This is a genomic window from Faunimonas pinastri, assembly GCF_900110915.1.
Lineage (GTDB): Bacteria > Pseudomonadota > Alphaproteobacteria > Rhizobiales > Afifellaceae > Faunimonas > Faunimonas pinastri.
The window spans coordinates 118,421-138,081 of sequence record NZ_FOFG01000012.1; the positions used below are offsets into that span (position 1 = coordinate 118,421).

At 65.2% G+C, this 19,661-nt stretch carries 17 protein-coding genes; 7 read left to right on the forward strand and 10 right to left on the reverse strand.

Annotated elements, in window-relative coordinates:
- Positions 1 to 27: 27 nt before the first annotated feature.
- From BMY25_RS15300 to BMY25_RS15310, 3 genes are all read right to left on the reverse strand, one after another.
- Positions 28 to 1,197 (reverse strand): GGDEF domain-containing protein, encoded by a 1,170-nt coding sequence (locus tag BMY25_RS15300; RefSeq protein WP_092498074.1) that lies wholly within the window; start codon positions 1,195 to 1,197, stop codon positions 28 to 30.
- Between the two features lie 146 nt (positions 1,198 to 1,343).
- A complete protein-coding gene (locus tag BMY25_RS15305; RefSeq protein ID WP_092498076.1) occupies positions 1,344 to 1,580 on the reverse strand; it encodes a hypothetical protein in 237 nt (78 codons plus the stop codon).
- A gap of 149 nt (positions 1,581 to 1,729) precedes the next feature.
- Entirely contained in the window at positions 1,730 to 3,079 is a 1,350-nt protein-coding gene (locus BMY25_RS15310; RefSeq protein WP_092498078.1) for an FAD-binding oxidoreductase, read from the reverse strand.
- 159 nt (positions 3,080 to 3,238) lie between these two features.
- Between BMY25_RS15310 and BMY25_RS15315 the strand changes: the two genes are divergently transcribed.
- Positions 3,239 to 3,820 (forward strand): NAD(P)H-dependent oxidoreductase, encoded by a 582-nt coding sequence (locus BMY25_RS15315; protein ID WP_092498080.1) that lies wholly within the window; start codon positions 3,239 to 3,241, stop codon positions 3,818 to 3,820.
- 19 nt (positions 3,821 to 3,839) lie between these two features.
- Here BMY25_RS15315 and BMY25_RS15320 read toward each other — a convergent pair whose 3' ends face one another.
- The 6 genes from BMY25_RS15320 to BMY25_RS15345 all read right to left on the reverse strand — a co-directional run bounded on the left by BMY25_RS15320 (position 3,840) and on the right by BMY25_RS15345 (position 10,630).
- Positions 3,840 to 4,268: a DUF4112 domain-containing protein gene (locus tag BMY25_RS15320; RefSeq protein WP_092498082.1), complete on the reverse strand. Its 429-nt coding sequence runs from the start codon at positions 4,266 to 4,268 to the stop codon at positions 3,840 to 3,842.
- Between the two features lie 54 nt (positions 4,269 to 4,322).
- Positions 4,323 to 5,594, reverse strand: a complete 1,272-nt coding sequence (locus BMY25_RS15325; protein WP_092498084.1) for an NAD(P)/FAD-dependent oxidoreductase — start codon at positions 5,592 to 5,594, stop codon at positions 4,323 to 4,325.
- 4 nt (positions 5,595 to 5,598) lie between these two features.
- Entirely contained in the window at positions 5,599 to 6,999 is a 1,401-nt protein-coding gene (locus BMY25_RS15330; protein WP_092498086.1) for a glutamine synthetase family protein, read from the reverse strand.
- Between the two features lie 64 nt (positions 7,000 to 7,063).
- A complete protein-coding gene (locus BMY25_RS15335; RefSeq protein ID WP_092498088.1) occupies positions 7,064 to 8,509 on the reverse strand; it encodes a UdgX family uracil-DNA binding protein in 1,446 nt (481 codons plus the stop codon).
- Positions 8,509 to 9,741 carry a putative DNA modification/repair radical SAM protein gene (locus BMY25_RS15340; protein WP_092498090.1) on the reverse strand — a complete coding sequence of 411 codons (1,233 nt, stop codon included), beginning with the start codon at positions 9,739 to 9,741 and terminating at the stop codon, positions 8,509 to 8,511. The genes BMY25_RS15335 and BMY25_RS15340 overlap by 1 nt, the downstream gene beginning before the upstream one ends.
- Positions 9,742 to 9,820: 79 nt before the next feature.
- Entirely contained in the window at positions 9,821 to 10,630 is an 810-nt protein-coding gene (locus tag BMY25_RS15345; RefSeq protein WP_143061989.1) for a MipA/OmpV family protein, read from the reverse strand.
- Positions 10,631 to 10,869: 239 nt separating this feature from the next.
- Between BMY25_RS15345 and BMY25_RS15350 the strand changes: the two genes are divergently transcribed.
- From BMY25_RS15350 to BMY25_RS15365, 4 genes are all read left to right on the forward strand, one after another.
- A complete protein-coding gene (locus BMY25_RS15350; protein WP_177176886.1) occupies positions 10,870 to 11,973 on the forward strand; it encodes a polyamine ABC transporter substrate-binding protein in 1,104 nt (367 codons plus the stop codon).
- A 69-nt stretch (positions 11,974 to 12,042) separates the two neighbouring features.
- Positions 12,043 to 13,188 carry an ABC transporter ATP-binding protein gene (locus BMY25_RS15355; RefSeq protein ID WP_092498096.1) on the forward strand — a complete coding sequence of 382 codons (1,146 nt, stop codon included), beginning with the start codon at positions 12,043 to 12,045 and terminating at the stop codon, positions 13,186 to 13,188.
- Between the two features lie 9 nt (positions 13,189 to 13,197).
- A complete protein-coding gene (locus BMY25_RS15360; protein WP_092498098.1) occupies positions 13,198 to 14,100 on the forward strand; it encodes an ABC transporter permease subunit in 903 nt (300 codons plus the stop codon).
- Positions 14,097 to 14,894, forward strand: coding sequence for an ABC transporter permease (locus BMY25_RS15365; protein WP_177176883.1), 798 nt, complete (start codon positions 14,097 to 14,099; stop codon positions 14,892 to 14,894). The genes BMY25_RS15360 and BMY25_RS15365 overlap by 4 nt, the downstream gene beginning before the upstream one ends.
- A 32-nt stretch (positions 14,895 to 14,926) precedes the next feature.
- Here the strand turns inward: BMY25_RS15365 and BMY25_RS15370 are convergent, their stop codons facing one another.
- Entirely contained in the window at positions 14,927 to 16,858 is a 1,932-nt protein-coding gene (locus BMY25_RS15370; RefSeq protein WP_177176884.1) for an AsmA family protein, read from the reverse strand.
- Positions 16,859 to 17,208: 350 nt separating this feature from the next.
- On the opposite strand from BMY25_RS15370, the gene BMY25_RS15375 reads away from it, so the two are divergent.
- Positions 17,209 to 18,525: a sugar MFS transporter gene (locus BMY25_RS15375; protein WP_092498102.1), complete on the forward strand. Its 1,317-nt coding sequence runs from the start codon at positions 17,209 to 17,211 to the stop codon at positions 18,523 to 18,525.
- Positions 18,526 to 18,848: 323 nt separating this feature from the next.
- Positions 18,849 to 19,289, forward strand: coding sequence for a hypothetical protein (locus tag BMY25_RS15380; RefSeq protein ID WP_143061990.1), 441 nt, complete (start codon positions 18,849 to 18,851; stop codon positions 19,287 to 19,289).
- The last annotated feature ends 372 nt before the right edge of the window (positions 19,290 to 19,661 follow it).

Sequence of the window (19,661 nt, forward strand, 5' to 3'; positions counted from 1 at the left end):
CAGCTCCAACGGAACAGGGTCACGAGGTCACCGCGAAAGCGAACGGGCGGGCGATCCTTCTATCCGGAACTTGGCGGGCTCGTAGAAGGCGAACTTGCCCCGCCCGCTCCGCTTGGCGACGTAGAGCGCGGTGTCGGCGTGCTCCAGCAGGATCTTCAGTTCGCCGCCATCCTTGGGTGCGAGGGCGATGCCGACGCTGGCCCCGATCGAGATCTCGTGTCCCTCGACGCCGAACGGAGCGGCGATGGCCTGGATGATCCGCCGCGCCAGCATTTCCGCTTGATCCTGGTGGCCCACATTGAACTGCAGCACCATGAACTCGTCGCCACCGAGGCGGGCGACCATGTCGCCATCCCTCAGCAGACCGGAGATGCGCTGTGCCGCCGCGCGAAGCACCAGATCGCCGACGGGATGACCGAAGCGGTCGTTCACCGGCTTGAAATGATCGAAATCCAGATAATGCAGCGCCAGCATCGCGCCGCCGCGCCGCATTCCGCCGAGTTCGCTGGACAGACGTTCCCGTGCAGAGAACCGGTTCGGCAACTCCGTCAGGGGATCGAGACGCGCCAGATCGGCCATCTCTTCCTTGATGGCGATCTGGTCGACCACGAGATGATAATTGTAGTCCACCGTCTCCAGGCTGCCGAGCCAGAAGGCCGTGAGCAGCAGTCCATGGACGATGTAGAAGAAATTGAAGTCGAGCAGACAGGCCATAACGGCCGGCGCGCTCGCCAGCGAAAGAGTGGTGATACATATCACCGGCCGGATGGAAAGACGGGCGACGACCCCGGCGGCATAGCCGAAGATCAGGCCGGTAAACAGCATGTGGCTGGTAACGTCCCCGGCCGCGAAGACGCGAAGGCCGAGCAGGCCCACCGTCGCGGCGAAAACATAGCTCCCGTAACCATAGAAGCGCTGCAGACGCGCCGCCTTCTCGCGGCAGGTCTCGTTCGTCAACATCTTCCGGAAGTGGAGGACGAGAAGCACACGTACGAGGGAGACCAGCCCGCCGAACGCCACGAGCGCGTCGACGACGGGGTCATGCTCCCGCACACCGATCACCGTCCCGATGCAAACCAGGAGCATTCCGACGAGGGTGACGGGGAAGATCGCCTTGTAGAGAAGCTGGACAAGCTGGAGATAGACGCTGTCCGGGAGAGATTTTTCGGAAGCCCGGTAACGTGGGATCTGAATCAAGAGGCACGACCTTCTGAGACTTCGCCATCCTCGCTCAGAAGATCGCAAAGCCCGCGACTAACGACACGGTTGCACTCGCCCCACCAGCCAGCCAGCCCTCAACTCTCGGAGCCGGCAAAAGATCCGCCGCACGCCAAAATGTATGGTCAGGAGAAAAGATCGTCGTCCTTCAGCGCCTCGACAAATCCGCTGAACAACAGCGCCGCGCGTTGCCCGTCCAGGAGGCGAAGCTGGGCAAGAAGCGCATCGGCGTCGCGCCTCAGCCGGTCCAGCGCGCCGCGCGATCGGCCGTTATCCGTCAGCGACTTCGCAAAGCATACACCGAGTGCCGTGAAGGCGACGGCCGTCTCGGCATCGTCTCCGGAAAGAGTTGCGGCTACCATTGGCGTTCCCCGTTTCGAGCTTCCGACTTATCGATCGCAAGTGCGGTTTGTCCGCGATCCGGATGCGACCGCTTGGGTGTCGGTAAGGCAGGGAATGCCGGGCGGGGAACGAAGGTTCCGCCCCCTCCCCCTCCCGGCAGCCGCATGGGTCATGCGACCGGCACGTAGCTCCGCATCTTGCCGGGATTGAGGAGGCCAAAGGGATCGACCTCCGCCTTGAAGCCCATCTGGTCGCCCGGAACGCGCTTATGGCGGCTACCGTCTTCCAGCGTATAGACATGCGGATTGGCGATGAAGATGCCGTTCGCCTCGTGCTCGTCCATGATCTCGTTCAGCCGCTCCTCCGTCGTATAGCGGACGACCTGCAGCGCGGAATTGGTGAGCTTGCCGTCGAAGAGCAAGAACTCCATGTGCATGATCACCTCGTCGCCGAAGCGCTCGCGCATGGCCTGCACGAGCTCCAGATTGCGCCCGGGCGGGAACATGCTCTGCAGATAGGTCACGCTGCGATCGGCCTTCAGGATCTGCAGCGTCGTGTGGTTCCAGGTATATTCGAAGAGCGGCGTGGTGGCGGGCGTCGCTTCCGCTTCCACCGGGTCCTGTTCGAAGACGATCGTGCCACCGAACTGCCGGCAGAGATCGTGCAGGGCCTGCATGCCGCTTTCCGCCACCATGGCGATGACGATCGGCTGCTCCGGGATCAGCGCCTTCTGCAGCGGCTGGAAATAGCGCGGCAGCGGCCAGTCGATGACCGATACGAGCTTCTTCTCCACGCCGCTGGCGGAAGCCAGCGCCTGGCCGAATTCCGCCGCCTTGCCGAATTCGGCGAACGAGATCACCAGATCGCGCCAGGGAAGCGCCGGCGCCATGGGAATTTCCAGCTCCGTCACGATGCCGGTCGTGCCGAAGGTGCGGTTGATCTTGTTGCACTCCTCGCCGCGCAGCTCGATGATCCGCGGCTCCAGCTCCACGGTGACGACGCGCGCCGCGATGACATTGCCGGTCTCGCGCAGGCCGCCATAGCCGACGGAGCCGATGCCGCCGCTGCCGCCGCAGACGAAGCCGCCGATCGTGGCGGTCCGCTTGGTGGAGGGATACATGCGCAGTTCCCAGCCTTGCGGCCGCGTTTCGGCGTCGATGGCGTTCATCTTCGCCCCCGCCTGCACGCGAAGAACGCCCTTCTCAAGACGGATGACGCGGTTCAGCTCGGTGATGTCGAGCACGACGCCGCCCTTCAGCGGCATGGCCTGCCCGTAATTGCCGGTGCCGCCGCCACGGATCGTGATGGGCGCGCGATATTTCGCACAGAGAGAGGCGACCCGGATGACTTCCTCTTCGCTGCGGGGGGTGACCAGGAGATCGCCGGAGACATTGTCGAGCTGCGGCTTCAGAACAGGGCTGTACCAGTAGAAATCACGGCTGCGACGCTTCACCCGGACGGGATCGTCGGAGAACGGAATATCGCCTAGTTCCTGTGCAAACGCCTTCCAATCGATCATCGACAATTCATTTCCTCTTGGCTCAGGCTGTCGGACCAGCACGCTGCCCATTCCGGATGCAAAAGACGGACCAGCTTGCCAAGGCCCGGCGCATGGCACGCTTGTTGCTCGATGGACTGTAACCGATCCCGCCAAGCGGATCTTTTTACCGGTCCTGCCATGCGTGTCCTCGTCCTTTTCGCCCATCCGCTCTCCGACAGCTTCAGCGCCGCGCTGCACCGCACCGTGGTGGAGGCGCTAACGCGCGCCGGGCACGAGGTGGACGATTGCGATCTCTATGCCGAAAAATTCGACCCCGTCCTCTCGGCGGAGGAGCGGGCCCACTATCATGACGAGCCGGAAAACCGGGCGCCGGTGGAGGGTTACGTTCAGCGGCTGCTGGCGGCCGAGGCGCTGGTTTTCGTGCATCCTGTCTGGAACTACGGTTTCCCCGCAATCCTCAAGGGCTTCATCGACCGCGTCTTCCTGCCCGGCGTTTCCTTCCGCATGGAAAACGGCAAGGCAGTGCCGAACCTTCAGAACATCCGCAAGCTCGCGGCCGTCACCACCTATGGCGGCGACCGCTGGCGGACGCTGCTGATGGGCGATCCGCCCAGGCGCATCATGATGCGCTCAATGCGGGTGCGCATCAAACCCTTCAGCCCCGTCCGCTACCTCGCGCTGCACGACATGAACCGTGCTGACGAGGCCAGGCGCGAGCGCTTCCTTCAACGGGTGAAGCGAGAGATGGAGCGCTTCTAGGGCGCGGATGAGCGCAGGATCAGCGTAGCGGCTGCCAATCCCGCTCTTCCATTTCCGCAAGGTGGCGGCGCAGCAGCCGCATGTTCAGCGTATTGGACTTGAACAGGAAGTCCGCGATGTCGCCGACCACCGGCACAGAGCCGATGAAGAAATCGATCAGGATGTTCAGAAGCATGCGCCCCTTGGTCCAGCCATCGGCGCCCATGCGGTGCGCTTCCCAAACCAGCCAGAGCGAGATCAGCGCGCCCGCCCCATCGCCCACGACCGGGATGAGGCCGAGCAGGCCATCGAGCCCGATATGAATGCCGGCGATCGGTATGCGGAAGCGGCGGTCGAGCCAGAACTCCATCACCTCCATCCGACGCAGGAGCCGCGCGCGACGGCTGGCGGCCGAGGGGTCGCCGGCGCGGGTAAAGAGTTCAGCTCGGGAAGCAGATGTGGCACTCATGCCGAAGTAAATGGATTGGGGGCGACCGGGGTTCAACCTGTGCGCCAAAGTTCGTCAGAGACGATCCTTCAGCCGCCCCTGCCAGATCGCCAGCGTTACCAGCGCCTGCCGGAACCAGTCCGATCTCGGGATCGGCGGAATAGGCAGGTCGAGGAACGGTTGCAGCCCTTCCGTTCTCCCCAATGCCGCCTCGGCGAGCAGTTTCCCCGTATAGGGTGCTAGCCCCACTCCCTGCCCGGAAAAGCCGCCTGCGGCCCAGACATCCGGCCGGATCGCCCGTACGAAGGGCAGGCGCGGGCCGGTGATCGATACGACGCCGCCCCAGGCATGCGCGACCTCGGCATGGCGAAGCGCGGGATAGACCCGCGCCAGATGCGGGCGGACGAAGCTCGCGATATCGGCCGGCACATGGCGGGTGCTGCTCTCCCCGCCGCCGAAGATCAGGTGACCGTCGGCGGTCTTGCGCCAGTAGCAGACCACGAAATAGCTGTCGGAGGCGCATTCGCCGCCGGGCAGGATGTGCTCGCCCAGGGAGCCCAGGGGTTTCAGCGCCACCACGAAGTTGTTGAGCCCAAGGACGCGGCGGCTCGTATCGCTCTCGAACGGGCCGGAGCGGCCGTTGGTCGCCACGATCACATGATCGGCGCGGATCTCGCCATCGGCGGTGAGAACCACCGGCTTGCCGTCGCGGCGCAGTTCGATCGCCGCCGAGTTCTCGTGGATCGCGGCGCCCGCCGCTTCCGCCGCCTCCGCCAACCCGCGGGCCAGAGCGAGCGGATTTAGGTGACCGCCGCCCCGGTCGCGCGTGCCACCCAGATAATGCGCCGAGCCCAGCGCTTCCACGATTTCGTCGCGGCCGAGCAGGTCGATCTGGTCGTAGCCATAGCGGGTGTGCAGGGCCTCCACGAGTTCCGCCGCCTCATCCACGTAAGCAGGCTTGTGCAGGGCGTCGATCACCCCGGTCCGCAGATCGCAATCGATGGCGAAGCGCTCGACCAGATCGCGCACCAGCGCCTTGGCCGACTGCGCCATGTCCCACATCGCCCGGGCGCGCTCGAAACCGAACCGTTGCTCCAGCCACAGCACGTCCTGCCGCTGGCCGGAATGCAACTGTCCGCCATTGCGGCCGGATGCGCCGGAGGCGATGCGGCCGGCTTCCAGCAGCACGACCTCCGCGCCCGCCTCCGCCAGATGGAGCGCGGCGGAAAGGCCGGTGAAGCCGCCGCCGACGATGCAGACATCCGCCCGTCGCGACCCGGCCAACGCCGGCCGACGCGGCGCGGGCGTCGCCGTCACCTCGTAGAACGAGGGCGGGTAGTTCGGCATCCGGTCAGACGCTGAGAAGCAGGTATTCGCGCTCCCACGCGCTGATCACCGACTGGAACGTCTCGTGTTCCATTTCCTTGATCACGCGGAACGTGCGCACAAAGGTTTCGCCGAAGATTTCGACAAGCTCCGGCGTGTTCTCCAGAAGCCGCATGGCATCCAGAATGCTGCGCGGCAGCGGATGGACTGGATCGGTGCTGGCGCCTTCGACGGCCTTGTCGGGCTCCAGCTGGTTGACGAGACCGAGATAACCGCAAGCCAGCGAGGCCGCGATCGCCAGATAGGGATTGGCGTCGGAGGACGGGACGCGGTTTTCCACCCGCCGCGACTGCGCGTCTGAGAGCGGCACGCGCAAGCCCACGGTGCGGTTGTCGTAGCCCCAGCGCACATTGATGGGCGCGCTCGTATTGGGCGTCAGCCGCCGGTACGAGTTCACAAACGGCGCGAAGATGCACATGGCGCGCGGGATGTAGGTCTGCATGCCCGCGATGTACCAGAGGAAGGACTGGGTGGAGTTGCCCTCCGCGTCGGAGAAGACGTTTCGGCCGGTCTCCAGATCCACCACGGAATGATGGATATGCATGGCCGAGCCCGGCTCGTGCGCGATGGGCTTCGCCATGAACGTCGCGTAGATATTGTGCCGGAGCGCCGCCTCGCGGATCGTGCGCTTGAAGAGGAAGACCTGATCGGCGAGCTCCACCGGATCGCCGTGGCGGAGATTGATCTCCATCTGCGCCGTGCCGTCTTCGTGGGCCAGCGTGTCGATCTCCAGCCCCTGCTGCTCGGAGAATTCGTAGACGTCGTCGAACAGCGCCTCGAACTCGTTCACCGCCGTGATGGAATAGCTCTGCCGCGCCCGCTCCGGCCGGCCCGAGCGCCCAACGGGAGGCTCCAGCGGATAATCCGGATCGAGGTTCGGCTTGACGAGATAGAACTCCATTTCCGGCGCGACGACCGGCTTCAGGCCCTTGGCGGCATAGAGCGCGACGATCTTCTGGAGCACCTGGCGCGGCGCCACCTCGAAAGGCGTTCCGTCCTTGTGGAAGGCGTTGTGGATCACCTGCGCCGTCGGGTCGCTGGCCCAGGGCACCGCCGTCAGCGTGGAATAATCCGGCCGGAAGATGAGGTCGCCGTCGGTCAGGCCCTCGGCGAAGGCGATGTCCTCTTCAGGATAATCGCCGGTGATCGTCTGCATGAAGATAGAGCCCGGCAGCGTCAGCGGATTGCCGCCGAAGAACTTGCTCGTCGGCATCAGCTTGCCGCGCGCGACGCCGGCCTGATCGGGGATGATGCATTCCACATCCTCGATACGCCGGTCGCGGCACCACTGCCGGGCCGCCGCCTCGTTCTCGACACCTCGAGCCCCTTCGGGCGCACTTATCACGTCGACGGGATTCACTGTCATGCGGCGAGCCTATCCGATTTCGCTTTGCTCGCGAAGAGAAAGGATTGTGGGATGGCCAGGTTCCCTATGCGGCGAGGCGCATGACGGGGGCGATTTCCCCGATGTGGCGAAGGTCTTCCACGAAGCGGCGATATTCCGTTTCCCTGGCGGCCGGATCCGGCAGGCGCAGCAGGAACGACGGATGCACGGTGAGGAGGCCCGGCAGGCCCGGCCGCATTTCCGTGATGCGGCCGCGCTCGCGCAGCACGGAAACGGTGCGCCCGGTCAGCGAGCGGGCCGCCGTCGCGCCGAGGGCGACCACGAGGCTGGGCTTCAGGGTCGCCAGTTCCCGGTCCAGCCACCAGCGGCAGGCCTCGATCTCCCGGCCCTCCGGCTTCTTGTGGATACGGCGCTTGCCGCGCGGCTCGAACTTGAAGTGCTTCACGGCATTCGTGACGTAGGCCTGCCGGCGATCCAGTCCCGCCTCCTGCAGCGCTCGGTCGAAAAGCTGGCCTGCCGGCCCCACGAAAGGCCGCCCGGCGAGATCCTCCTGATCGCCCGGCTGCTCGCCGACAAACACCACGGGCGCATCGAGCGGCCCCTCACCGAACACCGTCTGCGTCGCCGGCCCGAAAAGCGGGCAGCGCACGCAGCTCGATGCATCCTGCCGGATCTCCGCGAGGCTCCCGGCCGGCAGGATGGCGGGCGCGGCCGGGACGTAGGGCGCGATGCGCTTGCGCGGTGCTTCGGGCGCGCGCTCCAGCATGCCCGCCGTCCGGTTGCCCGCTTCCGCCAGCAGCGACGGGATAAGCTCCGCCTCCGGCAGGTTGCGCCAGTACTTCTTCGGCATCTCCTGCCGCATCATGTCCGGATTGGAACGTGCCGGATTGAAGGTCGCGCGATAATAGGTGCGCCACCAATCCTCGAAATCGTCGCCCTCCGGCGCGTCCTCCTTGCGCACGCCCGGCCCGAAGCTGAGCTCAGCCCCGTTCCAGTGCATCGCGCCTTCCGGGGTCAGGATCGACCAGTTCATGGTGCTGAAGCGCCCGGTGAAGAACGAGGCGACACGGCGCAGGATGTGGTGCTCGGGCTCGAACCACGCGGCGAAACGTTCGCCCGCTTCCGTCTCCAACCGCCGGAAGCGGACAAACGCATGCATCTTGTGAACGTCGCGGCCGACCGCCTTTCGCAGCATGGCGAGGCGATGAACCAGCGGATCGGCGACCACGTGCAGGAGTCGCTTCTCGCCGTGGCGGATGCGCCAGAGCGCCTCATAGAGCAGCGCGAAACGCTCGCCGTCGCGATGACAGACCACGTCGGCCGCGAGCGGCACGAAGGCGGCGGGCACCGGAAATGGTCCGCCTTCCGGCAGCAGGCTCGCCCCGAACAGCGACCCCTCGCCGGAGGCATGCCACAGCACCTGCCGCGGCGGCACTTCCAGCGCGATCAGCCCGCGCGCCGCCTTGCGGAAGCCGTCGAGATCGTCCGGCCGCTCCAGCGCGACGTCGTAGAGGGCCGCACCTTCCGCCATCAGGCAAAGAGCCCCAATTGCTCGGGCGGCGGGGCGAAGAGGTCGCGCAAGGCGCTGCGGTCCAGAAGCATGGTCGGCCGATAATCCGGCGTCACGATGAAGGGCCGGGCCTTGCGCATGGACGCCTTCAGCCGGGCGAGGTCGTCGAAGCGAAGTGTCCGGTCCCGCCGACTGGCAATGATGCGATCCACCGTCCGCGTACCGAGGCCGGGCACGCGCAGCAGCACCTCCCGGTCGGCCTTGTTGATGTCCACCGGAAAACGCTCGCGGTTGCGCAACGCCCAGGCGAGCTTGGGATCGATCGCCAGATCCAGCATGCCGCCATCGGCGCCCTCGATGATTTCACCCGCGCTGAAGCCGTAATAGCGCATCAGCCAGTCCGCCTGATAAAGCCGGTTTTCCCGCTGCAGCGGCGGCGCCTTGGGCGGCAGCGCGGAGCTGGCATCCGGGATGGGGCTGAAGGCGGAATAATAGACGCGCTTCAAGGCATAGCTGGCATATAGCGTGGAGGACGTGTCGAGGATCGAAGCGTCGTTGGTCTCGTCGGCGCCGACGATCATCTGCGTGCTCTGCCCGGCCGGGGCGAAGCGCGGCGCTTTCGGCGTCGCCGCCTTTTCCTCGCGCGCTTCCTCGATCCGGAGCCGCAGACCCGCCATGGTGCCGCGAATGGAGCCGGTTCGCTTTTCCGGCGCGAAGCGCTTCAGCCCGGCTTCCGTCGGCAGCTCGATATTGATCGAGAGGCGATCCGCATAGCGCCCGGCATCCGCGATCAGCTCGGGGCTCGCTTCCGGGATCGTCTTCAGATGGATGTAACCGCGAAAGCCGTGTACCTCGCGCAGCGAGCGCGCGACGCGAACCAGCTCCTCCATCGTGTAGTCGGCCGACTGGATGATGCCGGAGGAGAGAAACAGGCCCTCAATATAGTTGCGCTTGTAGAATTGCAGCGTGAGGTCGACCACCTCCTCCACCGTGAAGCGCGCACGCTGCACGTTTGAGGAACGTCGATTGATGCAATAGGCGCAATCATAGACGCAGAAGTTCGTCAGCAGGATCTTCAGCAGCGAAACGCAGCGGCCGTCCGGCGTGTAGGAATGGCAGATCCCCATGCCGGTCGTGGAGCCGATCCCCTTCCTGTCGCGCGAGTCGCGCTTGGGCGCGCCGGAGGAAGAACAGGACACATCGTATTTCGCGGCATCGGCCAGAACGGCAAGTTTCTCAGGAACGGAAGACATGAGCACCTCTTCCGTTCTTTATTTGTTCCCCCAAGTAGATAAGTCAACCCGGCCGGAGCCGGGTTGACCTGATCCGTCCTCAGTTGCCGAGGATGTGACCGAGATTGAACTTGTAGGTCACGCCCAGGCTGGCCGTGACCTGGTCGGCGCTGCCGGCCTTGGTGATCGGCGAGCGGTAGGCGTCTCCGACGAGGCGGGTGTAGTTCACCTTGCCGATCAGCGACCACTTCTCGGTCAGAGCGTAGCGCGCTTCGAGGTTGGCGCCGACGCCGGTGATGCCGCCATCGGGGTTGAAGCGACGCAGGCCGGAGCGGCGCGAGTCGTCACCGCGAACGCCGTAATACTCGTCCATGTAGTCGTTGGTGGCGAAGGCGAGCTGCGGGCCGATCGTGACATTCAGGCGGTGCGTCGGGGCGAAGATCGCGTTGACGCCGGCTTCGCCGACCAGGCCGTGAGCGCCGCCGAAGGCGTAGCGCAGATCGGCGAAGGGCTCGAACATGCCGAACCGGTACGCCAGCCGGGCGCCGAGTTCGTACGTCGCGTCGACGTCATGCACGCCGTCGATGTCGTCGTATTTGTGCGACTTGCGCTTGTCGATGATGTCGAAAGACGGAGCGACGGAGAAGCCCTGGTCCGACGCGCTGCCGCCACCGAGGCCGAACAGCGTGAAGTTATGCAGCGCGACCGTGCCGAACGGATCGACGCTGTAATCCTTCGCGCCGGGATAGTCCGGATGGACCTCGCCGCCACCGCCGACTTCCAGGACGACGCCGGAGCTGGTGCCGGGCTGATCCACAGGCTGCGCGGGTGTGGTGATCGACTGGGCCATAACGGCCGAGGAAAGAGCCGTGGAGCCGAGAAGGACGAGGGGGAGGAGAAGCTTACGCACTGGGCGGCACTCAATGTTGCTGATTTGCGGCCATCATAACGCCGCTTCGCCTTAAAAGGGCGTTGCGGAATTGCATCACACTCGGTGCAATTCGTCTCCGCGCTGCTCGTGCGAGGGATCGCGACCCGCGATCGATTGTGTTGCGCCGCAAACAGCGTGTTGAAGCCCGTTACGAATGCGCTTTATGCTGCTCTTCGAGATCCGCACGCCAGACCGGCCGCGCGCATCCAACGAGGGGGATTGAAGCGTTGAGAAAGCTGCTGAAATGGCTGCCGGCCGCGGCGCTCGCTCTGGCCGCCTTCGGCCCGGCGCAGGCGGAAGACAAGGTCGTCCACATCTACAACTGGTCGGACTACATCGACCCGCAGATCCTGAAGGACTTCACCGCCGAGACGGGAATCCAGGTCGTCTACGACGTCTACGATTCCAACGAGATCCTCGAAACCAAGCTGCTCGCCGGCCACACCGGCTACGACCTCGTCGTGCCTTCTGCGGAGTTCCTCGGCCGGCAGATCAAGGCCGGCGTGTTCCAGAAGCTGGACAAGTCCAAGCTGCCGAACCTCTCCAACGCCTGGGACTTCGTCTACGGCAAGGTCGCGACCTACGATCCCGGCAACGAGTATTCCGTGAACTACATGTGGGGCACCACGGGGATCGGCTACAACCTCGACAAGATCAAGGAGCGCATGCCCGACGCGCCGCTGAACTCCTGGGACATGGTCTTCAAGCCGGAGGTGATCTCCAAGTTCAAGGATTGCGGGGTGGAGTTCCTGGATGCCGCGTCCGAGTTGATCCCGGCGGCGTTGAACTATCTCGGGCTCGATCCGAACACGACGGACACCAAGGACATCGACAAGGCGACCAAGCTTCTGGAAGCCGTGAAGCCCTATGTCCGCAAGTTCCACTCCTCGGAATACATCAACGCGCTGGCCAACGGCGACATCTGCCTCGCCGTCGGCTATTCCGGCGATATCGTTCAGGCCAAGAACCGCGCGGAAGAAGCCAAGCAGGGCGTCAACATCGCCTACACCATCCCCAAGGAAGGCGCGATGATGTGGTTCGACCAGATGGCGATCCCCGCCGATGCTCCGAATGCCGGCAACGCGCTGACCTTCATGAACTACATGCTGCGGCCAGAAGTGATCGCCAAGGCGTCCGACTACGTGTTCTACGCCAACGGCAACAAGGCGTCGCAACCGTTGATCTCCAAGGACATCACCGAGAACAAGAACATCTATCCGGATGACGAGACGCTGAAGAAGCTCTTTATCCAGAGGCCCTACGACGCCAAGACGCAGCGATACGTCACCCGGGCGTGGACCCGGGTCACCACCGGCCACTGAGCCTCCAGTATCGACGGCCCGCTTCGGCGGGCCGTTTCTTTCCCGGCCCCGACCATCGACGGACCCCACATGAAGCAAGCGCTTGGCGCGGTTCGCCGCAAGTTCCAGCCCTGGAACGATCCGGCTTCCCGCCCCTTCATCGAATTCCGCAACGTTTCCAAGCAGTTCGGCAGCTTCACCGCCGTCGACCACCAGACGCTGACCGTGTTCGAGCGCGAGTTCCACGCGCTGCTCGGCCCTTCCGGCTGTGGCAAGACCACGCTGCTGCGCATGCTGGCGGGCTTCGAGGAGCCGAGCGAGGGCGAGATCTGGCTGGACGGCAAGAACCTTGCCGGCGTGCCGCCGCATCGCCGCCCGGTCAATATGATGTTCCAGTCCTATGCGCTTTTCCCGCACATGAGCGTGGAGAAGAACATCGCCTTCGGCCTGAAGCAGGACGGCATGCCGCGGGGCGAAATCGCCGCCCGCGTCGATGAGATGCTGAAGCTCGTCAAGCTCGAACCCTTCGCCAAGCGGCGGCCCGACAAGCTTTCCGGCGGCCAGCGGCAGCGCGTGGCGCTGGCCCGCGCCCTGGCCAAGCGGCCCAAGGTGCTGCTCCTAGACGAGCCGCTCGGCGCGCTGGACAAGAAGCTGCGCGAGGCGACGCAGTTCGAGCTGGTCGGACTGCAGGAAAGCCTCGGCCTCACTTTCCTGATCGTCACGCACGACCAGGAGGAGGCGATGACCGTAGCCGACCGCATCTCCGTGATGAAGGAGGGCAAGATCGCCCAGATCGCCACGCCCGCGGAGATCTACGAGGCGCCCTCCTCCCGCTATGTCGCCGACTTCATCGGCTCGGTGAACGTCTTCGAGGGCACAGTGGAATCCTCGTCGCCCGGCCGGCTTCAACTGGAAACGGATCAGGGTTTCACGGTGCGGACAGCCACGGCCCCCGTGCTTGGCGCCGGCACGAAAGCTTGGTTCGCCGTCCGTCCGGAAAAGATGCGGATCGATCACGACCGGCCGGAAGGCGACGGCGTGAACATGGTGTCCGGGGAGGTCTGGGATATCGGCTATCTCGGCGACGTGACCGTCTACAATGTCCGGTTGGATTCCGGGAAGCTCGTGCGCGCCAGCGTGATGAACGCGCAACGCGCCGTTGCCCGGCCGATCAGCTGGGAAGAACGCGTCTGGCTCTCCTGGTCGGACGATGCCGGCGTGATCCTGCTGGATTAGGAGCGAGCCATGGCGGAGAAAGAGCGGACATCCCTGTCGCGCCGGGTCGTGACCTGGATTCCCTATGCCTGGCTGGTGGTCTTCTTCCTGATCCCCTGCCTCATCGTGCTGAAGATCTCGCTCTCGCAGACCGCGCTGGCGATCCCGCCCTATGAGCCCGTCTTCTCCACGTTCGCGGATATCCGCGACAAGGTCGGCGAGTTCAGCCTGGATAGCTTCGCGCTTCTCACGCAGGACAGCCTCTATTGGCTTTCCTACCTCTCCAGTCTGGAAATCGCGGCGATCTCCACGATCCTGCTGCTGATCATCGGCTATCCCATCGCCTACGGGCTGGCGCGGGCGAACCCGTCGATCCGCCCCTATCTGCTGATGCTGATCATCCTGCCGTTCTGGACCTCGTTCCTGATCCGCGTCTATGCGTGGATCGGCATCCTCAAGCCGGAGGGGCTGCTCAACCAGCTCCTGATCTCGTTGCACCTGATCTCGCAGCCGCTGGCGATCACCAACACCAACTGGGCGGTCTATATCGGCATCGTCTATTCCTACCTGCCCTTCATGGTGCTGCCGCTCTACGCGACGCTTGAGAAGCTGGACGTCACCCTGCTGGAGGCGGCGTCCGACCTCGGGGCGACGCCGCTGAAGGCCTTCTGGCAGGTGACGTTCCCGATCTCGCTGCCCGGCGTCGCGGCCGGTGCGCTGCTGGTATTCATCCCGGCCGTCGGCGAATTCGTCATTCCCGACCTGCTCGGCGGATCCGACACGCTGATGATCGGCAAGACACTCTGGCACGAATTCTTCGACAATCGCGACTGGCCGGTCGCCAGCGCCGTGGCGATCGTGCTCCTCGTGGCGCTGGTGGTGCCGATCGTGCTGTTCCAGAATGCGCAGTCCCGCGCGCAGGGAGCGAAATGATGCGGCGCTTCAGCACCTTCAATCTCGTCTCCGTCACCTTCGGTTTCGCCTTCCTCTACCTGCCGATCGTGATCCTGATCATCTACTCCTTCAACGCGTCGCGGCTGGTGACGGTCTGGGCGGGCTTTTCCACGCAATGGTATGTCGCGCTGCTGCACGACCAGGCGATCCTGGATGCGGCCTGGGTGACGATCCGCGTGGCGCTTTTCTCCGCCACGGTCGCGACGGTGCTCGGCACGATGGCGGCCATCGTTCTCGTCCGCCGCCGGCGCTTCATCGGTCGCACGCTGTTTTCCGGCATGATCTACGCGCCGATCGTCATGCCCGACGTGATCACCGGGCTATCGCTGCTTTTGCTCTTCGTGGCGCTGAACTTCGACCGAGGCTTCTGGACGGTGGCGCTGGCGCACACCAGCTTCACCATGTGCTTCGTGGCGGTGGTCGTGCAGTCGCGGCTGCTGAGCTTCGACCTGTCGCTGGAAGAGGCCGCGCTCGATCTCGGCGCCCCGCCCTTCCGCGCCTTCTTCCTGGTGACGCTGCCGGTGATCTTCCCGGCCGTCGCCGCCGGCTGGATGCTGGCTTTCACCCTGTCGCTGGACGACCTCGTCATCTCCAGCTTCACCACCGGGCCGGGCGCGACCACGCTGCCGATGAAGATCTACAGCCAGGTCCGCCTCGGCGTCACGCCGGAGATCAACGCGGTCTGCACCATCCTCGTGGCGCTCGTCACGATCGGGGTGCTGATCGCATCCGTGGTCGGCAAGACCGGGATGCGCGCGACCGAAGCCGCCTGAACGCACCCACCTGAACGCAATCGCCTGATCCGTCAGGGGGCGGTCGCGAGCGGCGACTGCGCCGGCGTCGGGCTCATCGGGACGGGACTTGTCGGCGTCGGACCCGTGGGCAGGCTTGTCGGCGGGTTCATCGCCGGAGCCTGGCTCGTCCCTGCGGCAGGAGTTTCCCCGACCGCAGGCGCGGCCGGGACAGGGGCGACCGTCTTCGGCACAACGGGGTTCGCACTCCTCTGGACAACCGGATGTGCGACCGTCCCGGTCAGGAGGAAGGGCACGGCCGTGCCCGGCGCTGCGGAAGGCGTCACCTTGCCGGTCATATTCAGACCGCCGTCCAGCAGGGTGATGTCGCCGGTCGTCTCCACCGCGTAATCAGGCGCGGACGAGGTGGCGCCAGCCACATGCGCCTTCCCGTCCCCGAAAGTCATGGGGAGGCTGACGCTGTCGGCGTCGACAAGACCCGTCGCGGGGATCGGCTGGTTCGATTTGCCCGCGCGCTCTGCCTGCAGCAGTTCCGCAAGCCCGATGCTCGGAAGCGATGCCTTCTGTGCGCTGGCGTCGGCCGTGCCGGCCAGCCCCGTCACCAGTTCGCTGAGCATGCTGCCCCCGCTCGTCAGGTTCGCCCGCATGGAAGCCTTGCCGCGAATGCCCTGGGGCAGATGCAGCGACGGAGCCGCCTGCGCAAGGTCGAACCCGCTCGCGCGGAGCACGCTGCCGACCTGCAGCTTGCCGTTGGCCGCGGCAGACGCGGACAGGTCGCCGGCCAGCGTTCCCTGGCAGAAGGTGCTCTGCGCGAGGCCGAGTTCGAGCTGCCCGTTACGCAACCCGAGCGTTGCGGCCGCATCGGTTAGCGTGAAGGCGCCGGCCGTCACCGTTCCGGCGGAGACGCGGATATCGGCATCCATCATGCCGAGCCAGGACGCGTTGATCGCGACATCCCGCCACGACCCTGTCTTGGAAAAGGCTCCCGGAGCGAGCGCCACGACATAGGAGGTAAGGTCCACCTTCTCGGAGGCCAGAGTGCCGGTGATGGCAGGCTTGCGACCGAAAGCGAGGCGGATCGCGCCCTGGGCGCGGTTGCCGTCGAGAACCAGTCGGGCATCGTCGAAGGACAGCTTGTCCTCCGTGTAGTTCGCCGTACCGGACAGCGACGCGGCGCCGAGCCCGGATCCCTGCCCGATGGAGCCGCCCGTCCAGCCGACGAAGCCGCGAAGGGAGGGCGTGGAGAGGTCGAGTGAACCGTTCAGGCGGATCTGCCGCACGCCGCTCGCCTCGCCCTTGAAGTCCAGGTTGAGGAGCGTCGACTTGATGTCGGCCTCGATCGGCGTCGCCCGTCGCCGCAGAAAGGCGAAGGGCCGATCGGCCCGCGCATCGATGCGGATGTTCTCGCCGCGCCAGACGGCCGATCCCTCAAGCGACAGGGGCCGGCGGACGCTGGACCAACCGACGCCCACATTGACGGCATCGAGCCGGTCGGAATTGCGGGAAGCGCGGTTGGTGTAGAGGATCGTGCCGTCCTGGATCAGGAACTCGCCGAGAGGCACGTCGCCGGAAAAGGCGAGCTGCAGGGCGGCAGCACCGGAATCGAAGTCCCAGTTGCGCCGCGCCCTTTCATCCCGGACCAGCTGTATATGCGGACGCACCATGGTGAAGGAGGCGATCTCCACCCGGCCGATCAGCAGCGGCAGGATACGGATCGTCGCCTTCAGCGAGTCCATGCTGACGAGTTCCGCGTCCTTCATCTCCGGCGGCCCGGCGATCTGGACGTCAGCAAGCTTGATGTTGATCCCGGGGAAGAGGGTGATCACGGGGCTGCCGCGAACGGAGACGTCCCGCCCGGTCCAGGCGGAGATCTGCTCGGCGATCCGTGTTTTCAGGCTGTCGCGCGGCAGGAGCAGGAAAACCAGGCCGCCGAAGATAAACACGGCCAGAACAACCGCAGCCAGGAGCCATGCAAGCCGCTTCATCAACCCGCCCCAGGACATTCAAGCCGGTCGGATACGATCTTCCGCCGGCCAAGGCAAGCACTCAGCCTTGCGGGAGCGCCGATCAACAGAAAGGATGAATGTCCCTTCCTTGTCATGCCAGAGAAAATTCGCAAGAACGCGAATCCGCTGGAACATGACTCGTGGGAACTCTATTGGAAGGGCAGCCGTCGGTTACAAGGCGGAAGTCGCTTATTTCAGCGCAGTAATAGCACGGGAGGATTCCACCGCTCCAACGGGATGGGAATGGCAGCCATGCAAGCGAAGCCAAGTCGGTATCTTTCCGGCCGGATCGTCGCCTCTGCCGCATTCCCCCGGCTTGAAAGAAACATATGGTAGCTTCTGTCACGGCCGCCGACCGCAAGACGGTCGAAGGCGATCAATCGCGCCCCGGCGCCTCCCGCATGGTGCCATTCGTCATCGCCCTGTTTTTCGCATGGGGCTTTGCCACCGTCCTGATCGACACGCTCATTCCGAAGTTGAAGGGCCTCTTCGACCTGAACTACGCCCAGGCGATGCTGACGCAGTTCGCCTTCTTCGTGGGTTATCTCGTTTTCTCGATCCCCGCCGGCATGCTGCTTGCACGGGTGGGCTATATCCGCGGCATCGTCTCGGGCCTGGTGATCATGGGGATCGGCTGCCTGCTCTTCTCGCCGGCAGCCGCGCTCGGCACCTATTACGGCTTCCTCATCGCCCTCTTCATCATGGCCGCCGGCATCACCACGCTGCAGGTCGCCGCCAATCCGCTGATCGCGGCGCTCGGCGATCCCAGCCGCGCCAGCAGCCGGCTGACCTTGGCCCAGGCCTTCAACTCGCTGGGAACGACCATCGGTCCGCTCGTCGGCACCGCGCTGATCCTGGGCGGCGGCGTGGCGACGCCCGACCTCAAGACCATGGCTCCCGAGGCGCTCTCCGCGTTCCGGCGCACCGAGGCCCATTCCGTACAGCTGCCGTTCATCGGCATCGCCGTAGTTTTGGCAGTCCTCGCCATCATCTTCTGGTTCCTGCGCAACTCGCCAGCCGCGCCCGCCTCCGCCCCGGCGAACGAAACGAACTCGTCGAGCTTCAGGATGCTGGCCCGCCCGCGCGTCGCGCTCGGTGCGCTGTCGATTTTCGCCTATGTCGGCGCCGAGGTCTCCATCGGCAGCCTGCTCGTGAACTACCTGATGCAACCCACCACGCTCGCCGCGACGGCGGTGACCGCCGGCCATCTGGTCGCCCTCTATTGGGGCAGCGCCATGGTCGGCCGGTTCATCGGCTCCGCCGCATTGCGCCGCGTGCCCGGCGGCGCGGCGCTTCTGGTCTGCGCCATTGTCGCCGCCCTCTTGGCGGCGGTTTCGCTCGGCACGACGGGCACGGTTGCCGCGGTCGCGGTGATCGCGATCGGCCTCTTCAACTCCATCATGTTCCCGACGATCTTCACGCTCGCGATCGAGGGCTTGGGAGAAGAGACGCCACAGGGCTCCGGCCTGGTCTGCCTGGCGATCGTCGGCGGCGCGATCATTCCGCCGATCACCGGCGTGGTCGCCGACCACAGCAGCCTCGCTTTGTCGCTGGTCGTGCCGATCGTCTGCTACATCTGGATCGCCGTTTACGGAATCCTGACCTGGAAGCGTATCGTGGACCGAAAGCCCGTCGCACGGACCTGACGCCTCGGTCTGGAGACGAACAGGGCGGCCGGAGCAATCCGACCGCCCTTTTCATTGAAGCGTCCGGTTCGACGCAAGCATCGCATCAGGCGTAGGTGTGCTTCTTTCTCGCCGCCCGAGCGTCGTTCAGCATGTCTCTGCCTGGGTTTCCGGGCCGGCCCCATCGTTCTCTCGCGAAGAATTCGCTGCGGCACGACGCTGATCCGGCCCTTCCCGGCGATCTTGGCGGGTCAGCGGCATTCCGGGATATTCTGACGCGTCTCTACACGATTGGGACGGGCAAGGCTGCTCCGGCACTTCCGCTGTACCAGGTTCTTCGCTGTGTGATGGGGAGCCGGGGCCTCAATGAGTCCTACCGGTTTCACTTCGACGGTTACGCCGTCACGGCGCTGCTGCCGATCGTGATCCCGACCGGAGAGGGACCGTCCGGCGACCTCATCATGTTCCCGAACACACGACGCGTCCGCAAGTCGGCAGCCGTCAATGTCCTGGAAAAGGCCGTCTACCAGAATCGCTACAGCCAGCGGATGGCCGCATGGCTGGTCCGCCGCGGGGTCCTGAAGCCGACGAAGCTGCGGCTGGTGCCCGGCAACATCTATCTCTTCTGGGGCTACCGGACCCTTCACGCCAACGAAGCCTGCCTCGCCGACCGCCTGCGCACGACGGCGCTGTTCCATTTCGGGGACCCCCATGGAGGGAGTGGCCTCGTGGGCGCCGTGAACGCCAGAGCCTCCGACCGCGGCGTCCGGGCGCGCGCTGCGTAGAGTCTCGCTGGGCGCTGGACTACGGGCAGGGCTGCGGCGAGTAAGGTGTTGAGGTTTGTCTCGTGGTGGAGCCCGCCGGACACAGAGGCGAGGCGCATGAGGCCTTTGCCTGCGCGGCGTCTGAACCTGCGCGACCGCCGATCCGGACGCTGATCATCGGCTCCTGCGCCGGTCTTCGGGCGGAGCGGTGGCTTTGCCATGAGGTGCATCTGAGCCTCCTCCAGAAGTAGTTCTGGACGTTTGTCTCGTGGTGGAGCCCGTCGAACCGTGCTCCGGCCCCGGGCCTTACGGTTCTCGCCTGCGCGGCACCCAAGCTTCCGCAGCCCCCGATCCGGAGGCTCATCTCGGCTATTGGACAGGATCGAGGAGTGT

Bases quoted from the DNA above. Each gene is read 5' to 3' on its own strand.
- BMY25_RS15305 (WP_092498076.1), bottom strand. From the start codon at position 1,580: ATGGTAGCCGCAACTCTTTCCGGAGACGATGCCGAGACGGCCGTCGCC.
- BMY25_RS15310 (WP_092498078.1), bottom strand. From the start codon at position 3,079: ATGATCGATTGGAAGGCGTTTGCACAGGAACTAGGCGATATTCCGTTC.
- BMY25_RS15315 (WP_092498080.1), top strand. From the start codon at position 3,239: ATGCGTGTCCTCGTCCTTTTCGCCCATCCGCTCTCCGACAGCTTCAGC.
- BMY25_RS15320 (WP_092498082.1), bottom strand. From the start codon at position 4,268: ATGAGTGCCACATCTGCTTCCCGAGCTGAACTCTTTACCCGCGCCGGC.
- BMY25_RS15325 (WP_092498084.1), bottom strand. From the start codon at position 5,594: ATGCCGAACTACCCGCCCTCGTTCTACGAGGTGACGGCGACGCCCGCG.
- BMY25_RS15330 (WP_092498086.1), bottom strand. From the start codon at position 6,999: ATGACAGTGAATCCCGTCGACGTGATAAGTGCGCCCGAAGGGGCTCGA.
- BMY25_RS15335 (WP_092498088.1), bottom strand. From the start codon at position 8,509: ATGGCGGAAGGTGCGGCCCTCTACGACGTCGCGCTGGAGCGGCCGGAC.
- BMY25_RS15340 (WP_092498090.1), bottom strand. From the start codon at position 9,741: ATGTCTTCCGTTCCTGAGAAACTTGCCGTTCTGGCCGATGCCGCGAAA.
- BMY25_RS15355 (WP_092498096.1), top strand. From the start codon at position 12,043: ATGAAGCAAGCGCTTGGCGCGGTTCGCCGCAAGTTCCAGCCCTGGAAC.
- BMY25_RS15360 (WP_092498098.1), top strand. From the start codon at position 13,198: ATGGCGGAGAAAGAGCGGACATCCCTGTCGCGCCGGGTCGTGACCTGG.
- BMY25_RS15365 (WP_177176883.1), top strand. From the start codon at position 14,097: ATGATGCGGCGCTTCAGCACCTTCAATCTCGTCTCCGTCACCTTCGGT.
- BMY25_RS15370 (WP_177176884.1), bottom strand. From the start codon at position 16,858: ATGAAGCGGCTTGCATGGCTCCTGGCTGCGGTTGTTCTGGCCGTGTTT.
- BMY25_RS15375 (WP_092498102.1), top strand. From the start codon at position 17,209: ATGGTAGCTTCTGTCACGGCCGCCGACCGCAAGACGGTCGAAGGCGAT.